We start from the raw sequence: 19,330 nt of genomic DNA on the forward strand, positions 1-19,330 counted from the left end.
TTGATCCTGACGGTCAATGGGGCGTGGCGCAAGGGCTAGCCCGTTGCATAATTCCCGCATCTAAACGCGGTGTCATCCCGGCCTTGAGTGGGGCAAGCTCCCAAGACGAAGCCCAAAACTCACCAGACCCTAATAATCCCGCTCATAAAACACCCCGAGGCTGGAATTGCCGTCCTGTCCGGCCGCGCCGGTGACCTTGAGGTCGTTGGTCACGTCGAGGTTGATCGTCACCTTGTTCTGGCCATTGGCGCCAGCGGTGACGCCCAGATAGATATTGTCATCGAGATAGGTGCCTGCCTGCACAGCGGCATTGCCCTTGTCGTCGGTGACCAGATCGAGATCGGCGAGGCCCGCCGCGCCGCGAATACTGTCCATCAGCGAGCTATTGCCGCCACCGCCCACCAGCTCGGCTGCTGCGCCGGCCAGCTTGGCCAACTGCATCGGCGACAGCTCGCCCATCGAGCGATTGAATAGCAGCCGCGCCAGCACTTCATCCTGCGGCATTTGCGGGCTGGAGCCGAATTCGATGCGCAGATCGGAGACGCGGCCCTGCACGATCACATTGACCGTGATGTCCTGCCCCTCGGTGGTGGCAAGGAAATCGATGAATGGATCGAGATCGCCGACCAAGGTCACCGTGCCCGACTGGAAATTGATCCGCTGCCCCAAAATCGACAGCCGCCCGCGATTGAGCGAGAAGCCGCCCACCGGCTGGATATTGTTGACTGGCCCCTTGAGCACCACCGAGCCGCCCACTTCGGCGTCGAGCCCCATGCCGCGAATGAAAATCTGGTTGGGCGCATTGACCGTCAGGTCGAGCAGCAACCCGCTCGGACGCGTCTGTGGAGTCGGCGCGTTGGTGAATTGATCCACCTTGGCGCGCGCCAGGGTCTGGTTGACGCTGGCTGGGGCGTTGCGATGGCGCACATCAACCAGCTCGGCCCCACCGCCGAGATTATCGGGAATGGTGATATCGGCTTTTTCGACATTGAGCGTGCCGGCCAGCAAGGGTGAACCGGTGAGGTTGCCGGTCAGCGCCAGCCCACCGGACACCGTGGCGACGAACATCGTGCCATCGGCATAACGCGCCGAATTGGCCACCACGCGAATGTCTGCCGGGAAACCGCCGGTGAGACCCACGCTGCCGGAAGCCGAGACGCTGCCACCGGTGGAGAGGCCGGCGTTGAGGCTGTTGATCACCAGGCTGGTGCCACTCAGGCTCGCCGAGCCGGTGATGTTCTGCAGGCGCAGATTGAGTTCGGGATCGGTATAGCCCGAACCACTGGTCGTCACCGTACCGGCAAATTGCGGGCTGGCGATACTGCCGCTGACGCGGGCGTCGAGATTGGCCGTACCGCTGAACTGGCCGCCGCGCTCGGCGACGAAGCGATTGGCCAGCACCAGCGGCGCCGAACCCTTGACAGCAACGGCCAGACCGCCGCCGCTGAGCGGCACTGTGCCGGATCCGGTGATGGTCAACCCGCCGGCCCCATTGGCGCTGAGCGCCGACAGCGTCACCGCATTGTCCCTGAAGCTGCCGCTGGCCGTGGCGCCGATGGGTGCGATGCCGAATTCCTTGATGGCAGCGGCGTTGACGCCATCGGCGCGCGCCTCGAAGGCAACGCGCGGATCGGCGCCAGTGCCCGAGACGGTGGCGCGGCCATTGATGGTGCCGGCCAGCCCCAATTCGGGCATGATGGTATTGGCGATATTGAGCGGCAGCGCCGTAATATCGAGTGCAATATCAAGCACATCGCCGGCCGAGCCAGAGGCGGTGATCGAGCCCGAGCCCACATCGAAGCGCACATTGTCGATGGCGACATTGCTGCCGGCCACCTGCAAAACGGTGGGCTGCGCCAGCCGGGCGGACAACTGCCCCTGCTGCAATTGCGCCCGATCCAGCCCCAGCCGATAGCCATTGGCAATCGGGGTCAGCGAACCGGCCACGTCGATATTGGTGCCCAGCGTTAGCGCGGCCTGCGCATCGAAAGCCGTGGTATCGCCACTCTGATTGGCCTTGGCGGTGAGGGTGGCAATCTCGACGCCGGCGGCAGCGACATTGCGCGCATTGGCGGTGCCATCGACCATCGGCACGCCGAACAGATCGCCGACCGCCGCCTGGATGTCAGCCGAACCAACACGAATATTGTCGTTGACCACCAAGCCCTTAACGTCGGCACGGACGCTGGCGCCCTGCTTGTCTTCGACGCCGGCCAGAATGATTTCGGCATTGATCGCGCCGCGCGCATCGAGCAGCGCCAGCGCGGCGGCCACAGCGATATCGGGCGACACGGCGGTGAGATTGCCGTTCAGCAGGCCGGTGTCGCCGGTGCGGGTTACCCCACCGCGAATGCTGGTGCCGGCGACGGCGAAATCGAGATTGCGCAGCGCCTGTCCGGTGACATCAACGGTGACGTCGCCGCCCAGGCTGGCGCGATGGCCGTCGAGATCGGCGGCGCCGCTGAGCTTGCCGTCGAGGCGATCAATATTGTAGCGGCCGGCGAAACCCAGCGCCGCATTGCGCAGGCTGCGGTCGGCCAAAGTGCCGGTAGGGACAGTGGCGTCGAGCTTGAGATCGATGACACTGTCGGCGCCTTTGGCGGTGCCGATGATGGAGAGTTTACCGCTGGCTTCGTCAGAGAGCAGCGCCAGATCGGCGAGGTCGACGCTGAACAGGAAATCGGCTAACGCGTTGGAATAGCTGCCATTTGCGTTGAGTTGAACCTGATCATTGGCGATGCGGAAGGCGTCGGCGCTGAGGCCAACTTCGGTGCGCGCGATCCGGCCGGAGACGGCGACGTCGCCGGTCAGCAGGCGGTCCACGACGTCGTCGGCAATGGCCAGATCGGTGCCGGTGCCATCCAAAGTCAGGTCGAAGCCACCGCTCAGCGGCATGATCCGGCCATTGGCCTTGAGCGCCAATTGGCCTGTCAGATCGCGGCCAGCCAGCGACGAAAACGGCGCGATGCTGGCGGTCTGCAGGTCAATATCGCCTGCAAAATCAAGACCATCGAGCAGGCCCGACAGCGAAGCCGAGAGCACGCCGCCGGCTACGCGCAACTGCGCCAGCTCGATGGGCGAACCGGCATTCCACAGCCCGGCAACGCCCAAACCGATGCTGTCGCCCAGCGCGGCTTCGACCGCTTCGTCGGCGTCGATACCAGTCAGCGCGCCGTCGCCATTGAAGGTTACGCGGCGGCTGGAAGGGTCAGCAAGATTGGCAGCAATGCCGCCAATGCTGAAATCGAGTTTTTGGGCGGCAAAGCCCGGCATGGCGAAGCCATTGACCGCGACCGTGGAGGTCCAGTTCTCCGAACCGTCACTGCCAAAATCGATATGCAGCTGACCATCGGCTAGCTTTGTCGCGCTACCGGGAACCGGCAAGATCACCGGATTGCCAGCCGTATCGGCGATCACGGCATCGAGTTTGAGCGCCTTGAGGAAGTTGTCCGGGGTGATTTCGGCGGCGGCGTCGAGTGCCAATTGCCCGCCGGTCAGCTTGAGCTGATTGAGGGTGATGCCACCGCCAGTGCGGAGCAAGCCATTGGCGGACAAGGCGGTTTCGGCGCCGAAGAAGGGGCGATAGGGCTCGGCGATCAGCGTCGCTAGCGGCCCACGCAGATCGGCGGCGACAGCGATGCCAGCGGATTGCTGGTTGATCGTCGCCACGCCGGAGAGCGCGGTCTGGCCATTGGCGGCGAGCGCCAGCTCGGTGCGCAGCTCGGTGACCGGGCCGCTACCGTTCAGCGTCAGCGTCACCGCCGGGCGATTTTCGATGTTGAGCAGATTGGCGATGACGCCATTTTCCGGCTCCACCAGGGCCAGATCCAGCAAGATCGTGCTTGCAGCATGCTGGTAGTTTGCTGCCAGTTTGAGCGTACCGCCCGGCCCATCGAGCCGCTCGATATCGAGACTGGTATCGAGGTTGCCACCGTCCAGCGTCAGCGCACCGACAAGCGAGACTTCCGCCGCCAGTCCGAACACCGAAGCGCCGAAACTCACCGAGGGAATGCTCAGCTCTTCGAGAATGACCGCGACCGGAAATTCGGGGATGGCAAAACCGCCACCGGCTTCGGGCGCCGGCAGGTCGACGCCGGTTTCGGCCGGCATCGCGTTGCGGAGGTAGTCGATGGAGTCGGCCTTGAGCGATTTGACTTCGAGCCGGCCGAAAAACAGCGCTGCCTGATTCCAGTTCAGCGTCGCGTTATTGACCTGCAGCCACACCCCTTCGGTGTCCGAAATGGTGATCTGGCGCACCGACACGTCGGAGCCGAGAATACCGTCGATATTGGAGAGCCGGATCTGCCGCTCGGGGGTCGACAGGCGTTCCTCGACAAAGCTGGTCAGCCAGTCTTTCTGTTCCTGGTTGTCCATCGTCAGCACATCCTGCGCGACGATAACGGCCGGCACGGCCAGCCCCAATAGTACCAGACCGGCGATCAGCAGCCGCCGTGGCTTTGCGGATAAACGCATCATCAGAATGCCTGCCCTATGCCGACATAAATGGCATAATCGGGGTCGCCGGCCCGCTTGTTGAGCGGCAATGCCAGATCGAGCCGCAGCGGCCCCAACCCGGTGAAATAGCGCACGCCGACGCCCGCGCCGATGCGCAGGTCGTCAATGCTCGGGAACACGTCGGCCGCCACATAGCCGCCATCGACGAAGCCGACCACGCCGATATCATTGGTGACCTTGGCGCGGGCTTCGAGCGAGGCTTCGAGCAGATAGCGCCCGCCGGTCACCTTGCCCATGCCGTCATCGACGCCGATGGATTTAAAGCCATAGCCGCGCACCGAGCCGCCACCGCCGGCAAAGAACAGCTTGTCGGGCGGGATTTCGGCCAGGTCCGGCCCCACCAGCACGCCCGCCTTGAAGCGCGCCGCCAGCACATAGGGATCGTCTTCGCCAAAGCCGAAATAGGTACGGCCCTCGACGGTCGCCTGCACCCCGGCATTGCCGAAATGGAATTCGTAGAACGGGTCCAGCGTGCCGGCCAGATACCAGCCCTGGGTGGCATTGACCTTGTCGTTGCGGAAATCCAGCACCGCGCCGGAATAGAGCCCGGCCGTCTTGAAGTCGCGCGTGCCAAAGGCGTCGTCGAAGCGGTTGATTTCGAACTGCGCCCCGCCCTCGAAGCTGATCTCATCGGAAAAAATATGGGTCAGCCCGGCCCGGCCCGCAGCCGAGGTTTCGGTATAGGTCGGATAGATGGTGCGCTCGGCCGAGACCGACGCGACGAAATCGGTGTCGGGGGTGAAGACGCCCGGCTTGGTGAAGGTGCCACCGAAGAAATAGTCGAACTGCGTCGTGTCGATTGGCCAGGCAATGCTGGCCACCTTGGCGTCGAGCCGCAGTCGCTCGGCCTGGCCGAACAGATTGCGCCACAGATGATAGGCCTCAAGCCCCAGCCCATCGATGCTGGAATAGGTGGCGCCAACGCCGAAGCGCCGTCCGGCCAGTTCCTGCACGATCAGATTATACGGCAGCAGCCCGTCAGCCCCGATGTCGTCGGCAGCTTCAAGCCGCGCCGCCCGGAACACTTCCAAGCGGTCGAGGCGCTTTTGCGCCAGCTTCAGCTCATCGGGATCATATTCCTCGCCCTCGGTCAGGCCGGTCTGCCGGCGCACGAAGTCGGGGTCCATATTCTCGGTGCCGGTCACCGTCACCGCGCCAAACGCGGCGCGCGGGCCGGGATTGACCGTGATGGTGACGTCGACGGTGTTGGTGGCGTGATCGGCCACCACGTCACGGCTGAGGATCACCGCCTTGGCGTGGCCCTGCTGGCGCCAGGCTTCGAGCGTCAACTGTTCGGCGGCGAGGATCACCGACGAGCGGGCGACTTCACCACTGCCGAAACCGCGGCTCAAGGGCGGATCGACCTGATCGTCGGGGTCGGAAGTCGGCAGCGCCTGATTGACGATATTGACGCTATTGAAATGGAATAGCGGACCCGGATCGACCACGATGGCCACATCCACCGGATCGGGCAGATCGATATCGGGCGGCAGATTGGCCGCTTCGACGCCACCGACGCGAATGCTGGCGGTGCCGCCGTAATGGCCTTCATTGTAGAGCGCCGCGATGATGCGGCGATAATCGCCCCGCGCCTTGGCCAGCAAACCCGCCGCGCCCGAGGCCGGCTCGGCCTCGTCGGCGAGCAGCGCCGAAGCGTTGCGCACGGCGGTTTCGACCGTGCCGGTGGCGTTGACGGTGATGCTGACTGTGTAGGGCTGCGGATCGGTAATCACCGCCTCCGCATCGATCTCGCTCTGGTCCTCGAACAGCTTGAGGCCAAAAATTTCAAACGCGAGCGCCGGCATCGTCGCCAGGCCCAGACCGGCCGTGGCAACGCACAAAGCGCCAATACTCGTTACTAACCGCGCGATATGCAGTGGACTAATTCCCGCCCGTTACGCTTCAACCATCTGAGGCAGAAGCATAAATTATTCCATCAGAATAGAAGATTTGGTTAAACACCTTCCGCCCCGACTGCGCCGACATGGCTCGCTCGATCACAAAGCGATCACATCATGTCGAGTTTAGGGTGGGGGCGCAGGTGGCACAAGTTTGGCGAGGGTGGCGGGGGACGATGCGGCGGGCGGAGTGGCGGATGGGCAACGCTGGGGGCGTTCGACGGAAGAATGGGGTGAGGGGCGGCGGGTGCCCATGCTTTGAGGCCAATTAAAGCGACCCCTCATCCGCCCTTCGGGCACCTTCTCCCTCAAGGGGAGAAGGGAAGAAAGAGGAGCCACAGCCACGGTGTCACCCTCCCCCTTGCGGGGAGGGAGAGCGAGATAGGAGTTAGCCCTTGCTAACTCCGTCATCGAGCCGGGAGGGGGTGCGAGAGCCCCGATGATCGAGGCTAGCCGACCCCCACCCTTGATCCCTCCCCGCAAGGGGGAGGGTGTCGACTGGAAACTCAGCGGATGATCAGGACGAAAGAAGATCTCATCCCAACCACCCTGTAGGCCCCCAGATTACTCCCGCGCCAATGCTTCCACCGGGTCCATCCGTGCTGCCGACCGGGCTGGCATGAAGCCGAAGACCACGCCGATCAGGCTGGCGGAGGCGATGGCGAGCAGGATCGATTCGGTGGAGTAGCTGAGCCGAGCGCCCTCGACCAGCAGGGTGAGCGCGTGGCCGAGGCCGAAGCTCAGACCGACGCCGGCGGCGCCGCCGACAAAGCACACCAGCACCGCCTCGGTGAGGAATTGCCGCATGATGTCGCCGCGGCGGGCACCGACGGCCATACGGATGCCGATCTCCTTGGTGCGCTCGGAGACACTGACCAGCATGATGTTCATCACCCCGATGCCGCCCACCACCAGCGAGATCACGGCGATGGTGGAAATCAGCAGCGTCAGCGTGGCCGAGGTCGACTGGATGGTGTCGCGGATGGTGGCGGTGTTCTGCAGGAAGAAATCGGTCTTGCCGCCATGCAGCCGGGTCAGCAATTCGGTGATTTCGGCCTCGGCCTGGGCCATGTCGAAATCATCGCTCACCCGCAAGGCGATGGAGCCGAGATAGGACACGCCCAGAATGCGATCCATCGCCGTGGTATAGGGCACATAGACATTGGCGCTGTTGCCGCCGGGCCCGAAGCCGGTGACATTTTCCACCACGCCAATCACCCGAACCGGCACCTTGCCCAGCATGATGACCTGCCCGATCGGGTCCTCGCCATTGATGAAAATGGCGTCGCGCGCATTGCCGTCGATCACCGCTTCCTGTGTGCGCTGGGTGATGCTGGTGTCGTTGAAGCCGACGCCCTGCGCGAAGGTCCGGCCATTGACCTGGAAATAGCCTTCGCCGACCCCCGTGATGGAGGCATTGGACGAGGTGCTGCGATACAGCACCGTGGCATTGGCGGAGACCTGCGGCGAGACGCTGTCGGCATAGGGCTGGCTGGCCAGCGCCTCGGCGTCGGAGGGCAACAGGGTCTGGATGCGATTGCTGCGCCGGTCGCCAAAGCCGCTGCCCGGATAGATATTGATGGTGTTGGTGCCGATGGAGGCGATGTTTTCCAGCACGGTCTGCTGACTGCCCTGCCCCAGCGCCACGACGCTGACCACCGAGGCGATGCCGATGATGATGCCGAGCATGGTGAGGAAGGTGCGCAGCTTGTGCGCCACCATGGCCCGCAGCGCCATGCGCAAGGCTTCGGCGCCGCGATCAAAGCCTTCGCGCCAGCGGGCGATGCGGCGGATGGGGTCGTTGGTGCGGTCGGATCGGGTAGCGTCGCTATTGCGCCGGTCGGCGATGATCTGGCCGTCGGAAATCTCGATGACGCGCTGGGTCTGCGCCGCGATCAGCGGATCATGGGTGACGATGATGATGGTGTGGCCGTCGCGATGCAATTCGCCGAGCAGCGCCATCAGCTCCTTGCCGCTGCGCGAATCCAGCGCCCCGGTGGGCTCATCGGCGAGGATCACCTCGCCGCCATTCATCAGCGCCCGCGCCACGCTGACGCGCTGTTGCTGACCACCCGAGAGGGCATTGGGCCGGTGGGTCAGGCGATCACCCAGCCCCAGCCTTGTCAGCAGATCGATCGCCCGCTGCCGCCGCGCCGCGCCATCGACCCCGGCATAGATCGCCGGCATTTCCACATTGCCCACCGCATCGAGATCGGCGAGCAGCTGATAGCGCTGGAAGATGAAGCCGAAATGCTCGCGGCGCAGCTCGGCCAGCGCATCGGGGCCGAGCTTGCTGACCTCCTGGCCGGCAAATTTATAGGTGCCGGAGGTGGCCCGGTCGAGACAGCCGAGGATATTCATCAGCGTCGACTTGCCCGAGCCGGACTGACCGATAATGGCGACCAGCTCGCCCTGATGGATATCGAGATCGACATCCTTGAGCACGGTCACCGCCTCGGCGCCGGTCTGGAAACTGCGGCTCAAGCCACGCAGCGAGATGATGGGGTCTGTCACGGTCAGCCGCCGATGCGCAGGCCGGGGCCGCCAAAGCGCGCACCGCCGCCACCCGCCTGGCCGCCCTGGCGCAGGGCCGGGGCGCCCCCGCTGACCACCTGCTCGCCCTCGCTGAGCCCGCTTTTGATTTCGGCCATGACATTGTTGTTGAGGCCGATTTCGATTTTGCGTGGTTCGATCTGTTCGGTCGCCGGATCATAGACCGCCACCATGGCATTGCCCTGGGGGTCCCTGCGCGTCACCAGACCGGAGGACAGCACCAGCGCATCCTCGACCTCGTCGAGCACGATGGTCACCTGCGCTGTCATCGAAATGCGCAGCCGGTGATCGGGATTGGGCACGTCGAACAACCCGTTGTAATAGACCGCGCTGTCGGTCGACGCCGTGTCCGAGCTGATCGAGGTCGGGGCTGGCTCGACCTCGCGCAGAGTGGCGTCGATCTTGCGATCGGGCTCGCCCAGAATGGTGAAATACACCCGCTGCCCGGCCGCGACGCGCACCACATCGGCCTCGGAAATTTCGGCCTTGATCACCATGGTGTCGAGATCGGCGATCTTGACGATGGTGGGAATGGCGGAACTGGCATTGACGGTCTGGCCCTCATCGACCAGCAGCGCCACGATGGTGCCGGCGCTGGGGGCGACGATGCGGGTGCGGGCGAGGTTGAGCTCGGCCGATTCAACGCTGAGCTGGGACTGGGCGATCTGCGCATCAAGCTGGTCGATCTGCGCCTGCGCCGAATCCACCGCCGCCTGCGCGGTTTCGAGATCGGTTTGCGAAACGAGGCTATTGGCGCTGAGCTGGGTGCTGCGCGCCAGCGCCGCTTGCGCCTTGAGCAGGCTGGCCTGCTGATTGCGCTGCTGCGCCTGGATGCCGGCCAGCACGGCCTGCGCCGTCTTGATGGCGTTTTCCTGATCGAGGCTGTCGATCTCGACGATCAGATCGCCTTTCTTGACGTCCTGCCCCAGCACCACATGCACGGCCTCGATGCGGCCCGACACTTCGGCGCCGACGCTGACCAGCGAATTGGCCTCCAGCACGCCCGAGGCCAGCACCGTCTGCTCGATATTGCCGCGCCCGACCACCACCGTGCTGGGCAACGTCGCCGCCTTGGGCGCGGCGAGGAAATACCACCACGCGCCAAGCCCGACGCCCCCCAGCACGAGCAACGCCACCAGCCATTTTGCCAAACTCTTCAAGCCGTCCGCACTCCGCATTTCCGTTCGTCGCACGATAATACGTTGCGACGCTGCGTTCACGTTAGGACTTGGTAAGGTTGGGAACGGATGCGTGAGGCTAGAGCCCCAGAAAGCGGATCGTATCGGGGTCGACCGGCACGCCTTCGGCCTGTCGGCGGGCTTTTTCTTCCCATTCGCGATCGCCCGGGGCCATGACGCGCTCGGCGCCGGGGCGCACGGCGGCGCTGCGCAGGCTGGCCAGATAGCGAGTGATCATCAGGCCGAACAGCTCGCGGCCAACGAATTTGCCGGGATCGATGACCAGCACGAAATGGCCCATATTGCGCGGCGTGGACACGTCGTCGCCGCCATACATCGGGATGAAATCGCTATCCAGCGTGGTGCCGGTCAGCAGCGCCGAGAACAAAGTCGCCACCCCGGCCAGAGCCGCGCCCTTATAGCCATAATCGGCCCCGCCCAGCGGCAGCAGCATATCCACCACATTGGGGTCCGTGGCCGGATGCCCATCCTTGTCGGCGGCAATGCCGGCCGGCAGTTCGAGCCCGAGCGAGCGGTGCAGCAGCACCCGGTTCATCGGAATCGACGAGGTCGCCATGTCGAGTAGCCAGGGCGCGCTATCAGGCACCGGCGCGGCAAAGGCCAGCGGATTGGTGCCGTGGAAGCGCTGCGCGCCATCGAACAGCGCCACCATGGAATCGGTATTGGTGGTGGCGAAGGTGACAAAGCCCCGCTCGGCCCCGGCCAGCGCATAGGCCCCCGCCGCGCCCAGATGGGAGGAATGGGCAATGCCCACCGCGCCGACGCCGGCCTGTTGGGCGAGTTCGATGCCGACTTCGACGGCTTTATAGGCCGCATAATGGCCCAGCCCGTCATCGCCATCGACCATGGCACTGCCCGCGGCGGTGATATTGACCTTGAGCTGCGGGTCTTTGTTGAGCCGGCCACCGGCCAGCATGTTGCAATAATGCTCGGTCAGCCGCACGCCATGGCTGTCCACCCCCACCAGCGAGGCATGCAGCATCGCCCGGGTCGCCGCCATCAGCGACGCCTCGCTGGCCCCGGCCTGCCGCAGCGCCGCCGCGACTTTGGTTTCCAGCAATTGTACCGGAAATAGCTTCGCCGAACTGTCCAAAACCTATCCTCCTTAGGGGGCGACCCGGCGCTCGGCGCCGCCGCGCAGCTTGCTCGAGGCCTTGGTCACCAGCAGCTGATTGAGCCGCATCTTGTCGGCGTCGACCACCTCGAAGACATAGCCGGCGGCTTCCACCTTGTCGCCCTTGCGCGCCGCGCGGCGCAGCCGATGCACGATGAAGCCGCCAATGGTTTCATAGGCGGCTTCGGGGGCCAGCTTCTTGATATTGAGCGTCCGCGTCACATCGACAAACGGCGCCATGCCGTCGATCAGCCAGCTCTGGTCGTCGCGCTTGAGAATGGACTGCTCCTCGAACGGATTGGCCAGCCCCAGCATCAGCGCGCCCATCAAATCCTTGAAGGTGACGACGCCCACCACCAGCGCATATTCGCTGACCACCAGGGCAAAGCCGGTGCTCTGCGCCTGGAATTCGGCCAGCACTTCCCAGACGTTGAGCGTATCGGGCACCGACAGCACATCGCGCCGCGCCTTGAGGAAATCCACCTGCTCGGGCCGCTCCATGACGGTGGCCAGCACGTCCTCGGCCCGCACGCAGCCGATCACGCTATCGATGCCGCCATCGCAGATCGGGTAGTGCGAAAACGGCCGCCGCCGCACCTTGTCCTGCTGCACTTCCAGCGAGTCGGTCAGGTCGAGATAGACGATATCCTCGCGGATGGTCATCACCGAGGTGACGCTGCGCAGCTCCAGCGCCAGCACGTTTTCGATCAGCCGATATTCGTTTTTCATCAGCACGCCCGAGGCGGCGCCGCCGGCCAGGATCATGCGGAAATCCTCGGCCGTCACCTCATCCTCATGCGACTTGGGCTCGAGATGCAGCATGTTGATCAGCACATCGGACAGCTTGCCGAACAGCCAGACCAGGGGTTTCAGCAGTTTGACCGCCAGTTCGGGGAACCAGACGATGGACAGCGCCACCTTTTCCGGCACCAGCATCGCCACCCGCTTCGGCGTCAGATCGGCAAACAGCACAAAGGCGCCGGTGACGAGGCAGAAGGCCAGCACCGAGCCGATAATGCGAGCCAGGCCGGCCTCGACGCCAATGGCCATCAGCCCGGCGCGGAACATCGGCCCCAATGCATCCTCGCCCAGTGTACCGGCCAGGATCGACACCGCGTTGGTGGCAATCTGCAGCGCCGTCAGCACATCGCCAGCATTGGCGCGCAGCGCCACGAAACGCAGCGCCTTCTTGTTACCGGCTTCGGCCAGGGCGCGAATGCGGACCTCGCGCGCCGCAGCAAAGGCAATTTCAGACAGGGCGATGATGACACTGATCCCGATCAGGGCCAGCAGCAGCAAGATTGCAATCGGGGCATTCATGGCAAGGGTGACGCAGCTTTTGAGACGGGCGTTCTCTCTAGCACGGGGCTGGGGGCAAACGGAAATGGTGTGGGGAGTGAGCGCGGATGCCATTCCCGCGTCAAGTTTGGACTTGCCCAACGTTTCGGTTTCTTCGCCTCCCTCCCCCTTGAGGGGAGGGATTGAGGGTGGGGGTCCATCGGGGGCCACCAAGCCGACCCCCACCCCGGCCCTCCCCTCAAGGGGGAGGGAGGGCAAGAACCGATAGCTTCATGCCACCAGCGCAGCGGTTTGTGAGCCGCGGTCTAGATAAACACCCCTCCCCTCAAGGGGGAGGGACCAGATCGGGCTCGCGGAGGGCAGCACTTTATTTCGGTGGGTAGGCGTGTTCCTGGCCCTGCCAGTCGCGCACGGTAAAGCACCCGTCGCTGCCGGCAATCGGGCTGGCGCCGATATCGGCTTTGCCGTAGCCGCCGGGGATGTCGAGGATGTAGGTCGGCTGGGCGAGGCCGGAAATGCGCCCACGCAAGGCGGTGACCAGCGCCTGGCCCTCTTCGATGCTGAGGCGGAAATGGCTGGTGCCGGGGGCCAGATCGGGGTGGTGCAGATAATACGGGCGAGCGCGATTTTCGACGAAGGCCTGCATCAGCGCGGCGAGCGTTTCGACACTATCGTTGATGCCCTTGAGCAGCACCGACTGGCTGAGCAGCACGATGCCATTGTCGACCAGCAGCGCCATCGCCGCCTTGGCAGCTTGCGTGAATTCGCGCGGATGATTGGCATGGACCGCCAGATAGGTGGTCTTGCCGCTGGAGCGCAGCGCCGCGACCATTTCGGCATCGACCCGCTCGGGCTGCACCACCGGCACGCGGGTGTGGAAGCGGATGATTTTGACGTGGTCGATGCCGGCCAGCCGCGCCATGATCTCGCGCAGCCGGCGCGCCGACAGCACCAGCGGATCGCCGCCGGTGAGGATCACTTCCCAGATTTCGCTGTGATCGGAGATATAGGCGATGGCCGCGTCCAGCTCGGCGGCGGTCAGCGTGCCCAGCCCCTGCGGGCCGACCATTTCGCGGCGGAAACAGAAGCGGCAATAGACCGGGCAGACATGCACGGCTTTCAGCAGCACCCGGTCGGGATAGCGATGCACAATGCCTTCCACCGGCGAATGGGTCAGGTCGCCGATGGGGTCGATGCGCTCGTCCGGCGTGGTGATCAGTTCGCGCGGGTCGGGGACGAATTGGCGGGCGATGGGGTCATCGGGGTCGGTGGGGTCGATCAGCGCGGTGATCGCCGGGGTGATGGCGATGGCGTATTTTTGGGCGACGGCTTCGAGGTTTTCGCCATTGCTCAGGCCGGCGGCGACGAGATCGGCGACGGTTTTGAGCGCGGCACTCCTCACCCCAACCCTCTCCCCTGAGGGGCGAGGGGGTTCGATCGCGTTCGGGAAAGCATCTGCGATGTCTGCGCTGTCCAAAATGCTCATTCCGCTACCGGTGCCCACAGCACCGCCTCGATCCGGGGCGCACCCGTCGCCAGCATGACCAGGCGATCAAAGCCCAGCGCCACGCCGCTGGCTTCCGGCATCAGCTCTAGCGCCGCCAGAAAATCCTCGTCCAGCGGGTATTGCTCGCCATAGATGCGCTGCTTTTCGGCCATTTCTGCGGCGAAGCGTCGGCGCTGCTCGGCGGCGTCGGTCAATTCGCCAAAGCCATTGGCCAGCTCGACGCCGCAGGCATAAAGCTCGAAGCGCTCGGAGACGCGGCGATCATCGGCGGCCCGCCGCGCCAAGGCGGCTTCGGCGGCCGGATAGCGGTCCAGCACGGTGATGCGGCCATTGCCGAGTTGCGGCTCGACCTTTTCAAAGAGGATCAGGCTGAACAGATAGCTCCAGCTGCGATCCTCGGGCACCGCCAGCCCCTGCGCCAGCATCTGGGCGGCCAGCGCCTCGCCATCGGTGACGCCGTCGCTGTCCATGCTGGCCAGCAGATCGATGCCGGCATAGCGCATAAAGGCGTCGACCACGCTCAGGCGTTCTGGGGTGACGAAGGGATCGCATTCCCAGTCGCGATAGCGCAGGGTTCTTGCCCCGGTGGTTTCGGCGGCGAGGCGCAGCAGGGCCATGCAGTCTCCAATCACCGCATCATAGGCTTCGCCCACCCGATACCATTCCAGCATGGTAAATTCGGGGTGATGCAGCGCGCTGCGCTCGCGATTGCGCCAGACATGGCCGAGGCTGGCGATGCGTTGCTCGCCGGCGGCCAGCAGCTTTTTCATGGTGAATTCGGGGGAGGTGTGCAGATACATCGCTTGGCCCGCCCCGTCATTGCCGATCATCTCGGTCTTGAAGGCGTGCAGATGGGTCTCATTGCCCGGCGAGCGCTGCAGCGCCGGCGGATCGACCAGCAAAAACTCCTGCTCGGCCAGATAGAGCCGAATGCGCGCCTCGATGCGGGCGCGCGCCAGCAGGATCGGGCGGCGATCGGCATGGACCGAAGGCGTCCACCAGGGCGATGCGGAATGAGACGGGGTGCTGCTCATGTGACCTTATATGACGGCCGGGCTGGCGATTTTCGCCGAGATAGGATAGTTGGCGCACGAAAGCCTATTTCGCGCGCGGGACGGCCCTGCCTCTACGACGCGCCACCGATACGAACAAGGAAGAATAATGGTCAAGGTCATCGCCTCGTCGCTGCGCAAGGGCAATGTCGTCGAACAGGACGGCAATCTGCACATCATCCTGACCGCAGAAAACGTCCACCCCGGCAAGGGCAACTCCATCACCAACGTCAACATGCGCCGCATGTCGGATGGCGTGAAGGTGGTCGGCCGCTGGCGCACCGTCGAAATGGTCGAAAAGGCCGATGTCGACGAGCGCGAATATGATTATCTCTATTCGGACGGCGAAGGCCACCACTTCATGGAGCCGGTGAGCTACGAGCAGATCACCGTGCCGGAAGACGTGGTCGGCGACCAGAAGGCCTATCTGACCGATGGCATGAAGGTGTCGCTCAAGACCTTTGAAGGCAACGCCATTGCCATGGAACTGCCGCAGCGCCTGAGCTTCGAGATTGTCGAGACCGAGCCGGTGGTCAAGGGCCAGACGGCGTCGTCCTCCTACAAGCCTGCCGTGCTCAATAACGGCCTGCGCGTCATGGTCCCGCCCCATATCGGCGCCGGCACCCGCATCGTGATCCTGACCGAAGACAATTCCTATGTGGAACGCGCCAAGGACTGAGGCTTAGCCTCAGCGATCAAAAAACGGGCCCTGCGGGGCCCGTTGCTATTTCGGCTCGTCAATTTCCCCGGCCGCATCGTGCCAATGCTCGTCGGCGCGCCCAATCGGGGTGCCGTCGGCCAGCCATTTGTCATAGGCCAGCTCGCGCAGCAGCATCTCCTTGGCGCGCAGCCAATAGTGGAACGAGCGGTCTTGGGGCCGTCCATCCTGCTCCCATAAAAAATAGGCTGTCTGCCGCAGCCTCTCGGCCACTTCGCTGTTTTTACGCATCGCCCCGACCGGTCAAAACGCGGCAGCAGAGCCGGGCGGCCCATTTGGCGGGCCACGCCGGGCAAGCCATATCGGCAGCACCCCAGGCTCCGCCGCTCGGCACCGGGGCACCCTCAGCAACGACTGCTTGCCCTGCATGGTTCCCCCGAATTGATCTGGCCTGCCGCATCCGCCCGGCATAGGCTCAGCCGGCAATCACCGAGTGGCCTGCCGATGTCCGCCTCGCTCTACCCCGCCAATTTCTACGAAAACCGCCGCCTGCACACCGCTCACGCCGCCAGCCGCATCCTCGGCGCGCTGCCGCCGGGCCTGCCGCGCCGCCATGTCGCCGATATCGGCTGCGGCACTGGCACCTGGCTGGCCGCAGCCTTGGCCGACGGGGCGGCCACCGGTTTCGGCATCGAGGGCGATTGGGTCACCCCGGCCATGCTCGACAATCCGGCGATCGAGTTTGTGGCGCAGGATCTGGAGCAGCGCTTTGCCGGCCCGCGCGTCGAGCTGGTGCTATCGCTGGAGGTGGGCGAGCACTTGACGCCCGGCCGAGCCGACAGCTTTGTCGCCGATCTGGTGGCGCTGGCGCCGGCCATTCTGTTCAGCGCCGCCATTCCCGGCCAGGGCGGCGTCGGCCATCTCAACGAGCAATGGCCGAGCTGGTGGGCCGCGCGCTTCGCCGGCCATGGCTACACCGCCCACGATGTGGTGCGCCCGGCCATCTGGACCGACGAGGCCATTCCGGCCTGGTATCGGCAGAATGCGGTGCTGTATCTGGATGCGGCGACGCGCGGGCGGCTGGGGTTGCTGCCTGATGATCCCAGCCTGCTCGACCGGGTGCATCCCAGCTTCTGGGCCCGGGCCAATCGGGAATTGGGCTATGCCAATGCGCTGCCGGAGTCCGAAGTGTTGCGGCAGCGAGGGGCGCAGTAGCGCTCAGCGCGCTGCCCAGAGCAACCCGCGCCGCAGGATTTCGCGGACGGGGCCGCTGCGCAGCTCGTCGGCTGTATGCCCGAGCGAGGAGTAAAACACCCGGCCCTGATCATGCATGGTGGTGAACACCACCGGCATCACTACGTCCTTGCGCCAGGGGTGGAATTCGCCGGAAAATACCGTGGTCGCCAGCACGTCCACCGCCGGGTCGTAGTTCAGATAATATTGCTCGGAGGTGTGCTCGAAGCTGTCGATGCCGGCCATGATCGGGTGGCTGCTGTCGGTCACGTCGACCCGATAGGTGATGATATTGCCCGGATGCTGTACCCAGTAGCAGCTCGCCGCATAGCGGAACGGCACGCTGGAACGGAAGCTGGTGGCCAAGCCCATGTGATAGCCGGCCAGCCCGGTGCCAGCGCGGATCGCAGTGATCAGCTTGGCCATTTTTTCTGGCGCCAGCACCCCGTCGGTGATGACCGGCACCACCAGGTCATTGCTGCCGACATCGTCGGCACCGAGCGCGTCATAATCCGGCGTCACGGTGACAGCAAAGCCTTCGGCTTCCAACAGTTCGCGCACCACCTGCGCCCCGCGTTCGGGCGTGTGCAGTTCCATGCCGCCCCAGACCACCAGGGCTTTTTTTGTACTATTCATCGTCAATCCTCACAGCCCCAAGCCCACGGCGCGCGTCCGATGCACGCCCTTGGGTACGAAGGCGAATTTGTCGGCCAGGCCAAGCAGGTCAGCGGCCAGATGCACCACCGACAGCCACATTTCGGTGCCTTGCAGGCTCGGCGCCTGCCCATCGGCAAAGGCGAAGCCTTGGTCGGTGATCCAGCGCTGCTCGGCCCGCTGGATGATGGCGCGGGCGATGGCGTCGGCCTCGGCGCGGCGATGGTCGGTCTGCTTGAGACAGAGCAGCAGCGGGTGGATGGTGTCGAGCAGATTGCACGCAGTATAGGTCGGGCCGGCAAAGCCGCCATAATTGCGATAATTCAGAAGCACTGAGTCAATGGCCCGCTCGGCATTGGGCACCGGCAGGCCGAACTGGGCATAGGTGCCGCGGGTCAGCCGATAGAAGCCGTTGACTGGCTGTAGCAGCCCTTCGGCTAGGGTTGGTGAGCCCCAGAGGCCGGTCGCCCGGTCCTGATGCAAGGCCAGCCAGCCGAACAGGATTTCCCGCGCCCGGCCGGTGGTAAAATAGCGGGCGTTGAAATAGAGCGCCGTGCCGATGGCATCGACGGCCGCGCCAGCGCCCCAGGCGCGGCTGCGCCAGGTCAGCCCTTCCAGCCAGTCGCAGAGCGCGTTGGCGCCGAGTTCGACGGCAGCAATCTTGTGCAGAGGCTGGCCGCCCAGCAGCTCGATGGCGTAGCCGACCGAGAGCACATTGTAGAGCGCCAAGCCATTGTCGCGCACCGCTTCGCCCGGTGCTGGGGGCTGTTTGGGATCGGGGAACAGCCCGGTGATGGGGTCCTGCAGCGCCTGCAATTCGGCAAGGGTGGCGGCCACATCCAGCCCTTCGGGCAGCGCGCCAAAGCCCGCAGCGATCTCGATGGCGTCATTGCGATGCCGGGCACTGCGCCGGACGGTGCCATCGGCTTCGCGCGACACGTAGTCGTTGCCCTGGCGATGGCTTGCCAAAATCGCTGGCCATTGCGCGGCTGCTGCGTCGCCGAGCCGGACCAAGGCCCCGGTGACGTCGCTGGTGGCGGATTGACCGCGATAGCGTACGAGTTTGGCCGGCACGCCGCCGACGATGGCCAGTGGCGGCACATTCTTGCTCACCACCGCCCCGGCGGCGACCACTGCGCCCTTGCCGATGGTGACCCCGTCGAGCACCACCGCGTTGGCGCCGATCCACACATCGTCTTCGATGGTGATGCCGAGCGTCTCGTGCTTTTGCGTGTGGATCGGCACGCTGGGATCATCAAAGCCGTGATTGAAGCCGACGATGGAGACATGACTGGCAATGCGCACGCCGTCGCCGCAGCGCACTCGGCCCGAAATCATCGCATAGGGATTGATCGTGGTATGGGCGCCGAACTCCACGTCGCCGCGCACCAGCGCATGGCCGGCAATCCAGCTTTGTTCGCCCAGCACCAGATGGGTGGTGAAAATCGCGGCCTCGGCTGCGACGTAAGCGGTGGGGTGGAACTGTGCGCCGGCGACCCGGGACAGATGGGCTTGCCGGGCGCGATGTTCGGGGCTGTCGATGTCGGCCTGGGTGCGGTCCCAGGTGAGGAATTGTAGCCGGGCGGTGTGCTCGGGGTCGTCTGATAGTCGAAAACTGTCCACTAGTCTCTCCGCACCCACCGGCTTC

Annotated in this window: 13 protein-coding genes; 2 read left to right on the forward strand and 11 right to left on the reverse strand. The window is 64.7% G+C overall.

The window, feature by feature from the left end:
• Positions 1–129: 129 nt before the first annotated feature.
• From ACX3OZ_RS11230 to epmA, 8 genes are all read right to left on the reverse strand, one after another.
• Positions 130–4,476: a translocation/assembly module TamB domain-containing protein gene (locus tag ACX3OZ_RS11230; RefSeq protein WP_459095876.1), complete on the reverse strand. Its 4,347-nt coding sequence runs from the start codon at positions 4,474–4,476 to the stop codon at positions 130–132.
• Positions 4,476–6,356, reverse strand: a complete 1,881-nt coding sequence (locus ACX3OZ_RS11235) for an autotransporter assembly complex protein TamA (protein WP_459104517.1) — start codon at positions 6,354–6,356, stop codon at positions 4,476–4,478. The genes ACX3OZ_RS11230 and ACX3OZ_RS11235 overlap by 1 nt, the downstream gene beginning before the upstream one ends.
• Before the next feature lie 621 nt (positions 6,357–6,977).
• Positions 6,978–8,927, reverse strand: a complete 1,950-nt coding sequence (locus ACX3OZ_RS11240) for a MacB family efflux pump subunit (protein WP_459104518.1) — start codon at positions 8,925–8,927, stop codon at positions 6,978–6,980.
• A 2-nt stretch (positions 8,928–8,929) separates the two neighbouring features.
• Entirely contained in the window at positions 8,930–10,126 is a 1,197-nt protein-coding gene (locus ACX3OZ_RS11245) for an efflux RND transporter periplasmic adaptor subunit (RefSeq protein WP_459104519.1), read from the reverse strand.
• Between the two features lie 97 nt (positions 10,127–10,223).
• On the reverse strand, positions 10,224–11,258 hold the full coding sequence (locus tag ACX3OZ_RS11250) for an Ldh family oxidoreductase (RefSeq protein ID WP_459095872.1): 1,035 nt from the start codon (positions 11,256–11,258) through the stop codon (positions 10,224–10,226).
• A 12-nt stretch (positions 11,259–11,270) separates the two neighbouring features.
• A complete protein-coding gene (locus ACX3OZ_RS11255) occupies positions 11,271–12,578 on the reverse strand; it encodes a hemolysin family protein (RefSeq protein WP_459095871.1) in 1,308 nt (435 codons plus the stop codon).
• Between the two features lie 367 nt (positions 12,579–12,945).
• Positions 12,946–13,980 (reverse strand): lysine-2,3-aminomutase-like protein, encoded by a 1,035-nt coding sequence (locus ACX3OZ_RS11260; protein ID WP_459095870.1) that lies wholly within the window; start codon positions 13,978–13,980, stop codon positions 12,946–12,948.
• Positions 13,981–14,060: 80 nt separating this feature from the next.
• Positions 14,061–15,119, reverse strand: a complete 1,059-nt coding sequence (gene epmA / locus ACX3OZ_RS11265; protein WP_459104520.1) for an EF-P lysine aminoacylase EpmA — start codon at positions 15,117–15,119, stop codon at positions 14,061–14,063.
• A gap of 127 nt (positions 15,120–15,246) precedes the next feature.
• Between epmA and efp the strand changes: the two genes are divergently transcribed.
• Positions 15,247–15,816, forward strand: coding sequence for an elongation factor P (efp, locus tag ACX3OZ_RS11270; protein WP_459095868.1), 570 nt, complete (start codon positions 15,247–15,249; stop codon positions 15,814–15,816).
• Between the two features lie 45 nt (positions 15,817–15,861).
• Here efp and ACX3OZ_RS11275 read toward each other — a convergent pair whose 3' ends face one another.
• Entirely contained in the window at positions 15,862–16,086 is a 225-nt protein-coding gene (locus ACX3OZ_RS11275; RefSeq protein WP_459095867.1) for a DUF2934 domain-containing protein, read from the reverse strand.
• A 213-nt stretch (positions 16,087–16,299) separates the two neighbouring features.
• On the opposite strand from ACX3OZ_RS11275, the gene ACX3OZ_RS11280 reads away from it, so the two are divergent.
• A complete protein-coding gene (locus ACX3OZ_RS11280) occupies positions 16,300–17,010 on the forward strand; it encodes a class I SAM-dependent methyltransferase (RefSeq protein ID WP_459095866.1) in 711 nt (236 codons plus the stop codon).
• Between the two features lie 3 nt (positions 17,011–17,013).
• Here ACX3OZ_RS11280 and ACX3OZ_RS11285 read toward each other — a convergent pair whose 3' ends face one another.
• The gene (locus ACX3OZ_RS11285; protein ID WP_459095865.1) at positions 17,014–17,664 is read right to left on the reverse strand and encodes a ThuA domain-containing protein; all 651 of its coding nucleotides are present in this window, start codon (positions 17,662–17,664) and stop codon (positions 17,014–17,016) included.
• A gap of 9 nt (positions 17,665–17,673) precedes the next feature.
• A complete protein-coding gene (locus ACX3OZ_RS11290) occupies positions 17,674–19,305 on the reverse strand; it encodes an acyltransferase (protein WP_459095864.1) in 1,632 nt (543 codons plus the stop codon).
• Positions 19,306–19,330 lie beyond the last annotated feature (25 nt).

The sequence above is a fragment of the Devosia sp. A369 genome (assembly GCF_054489345.1).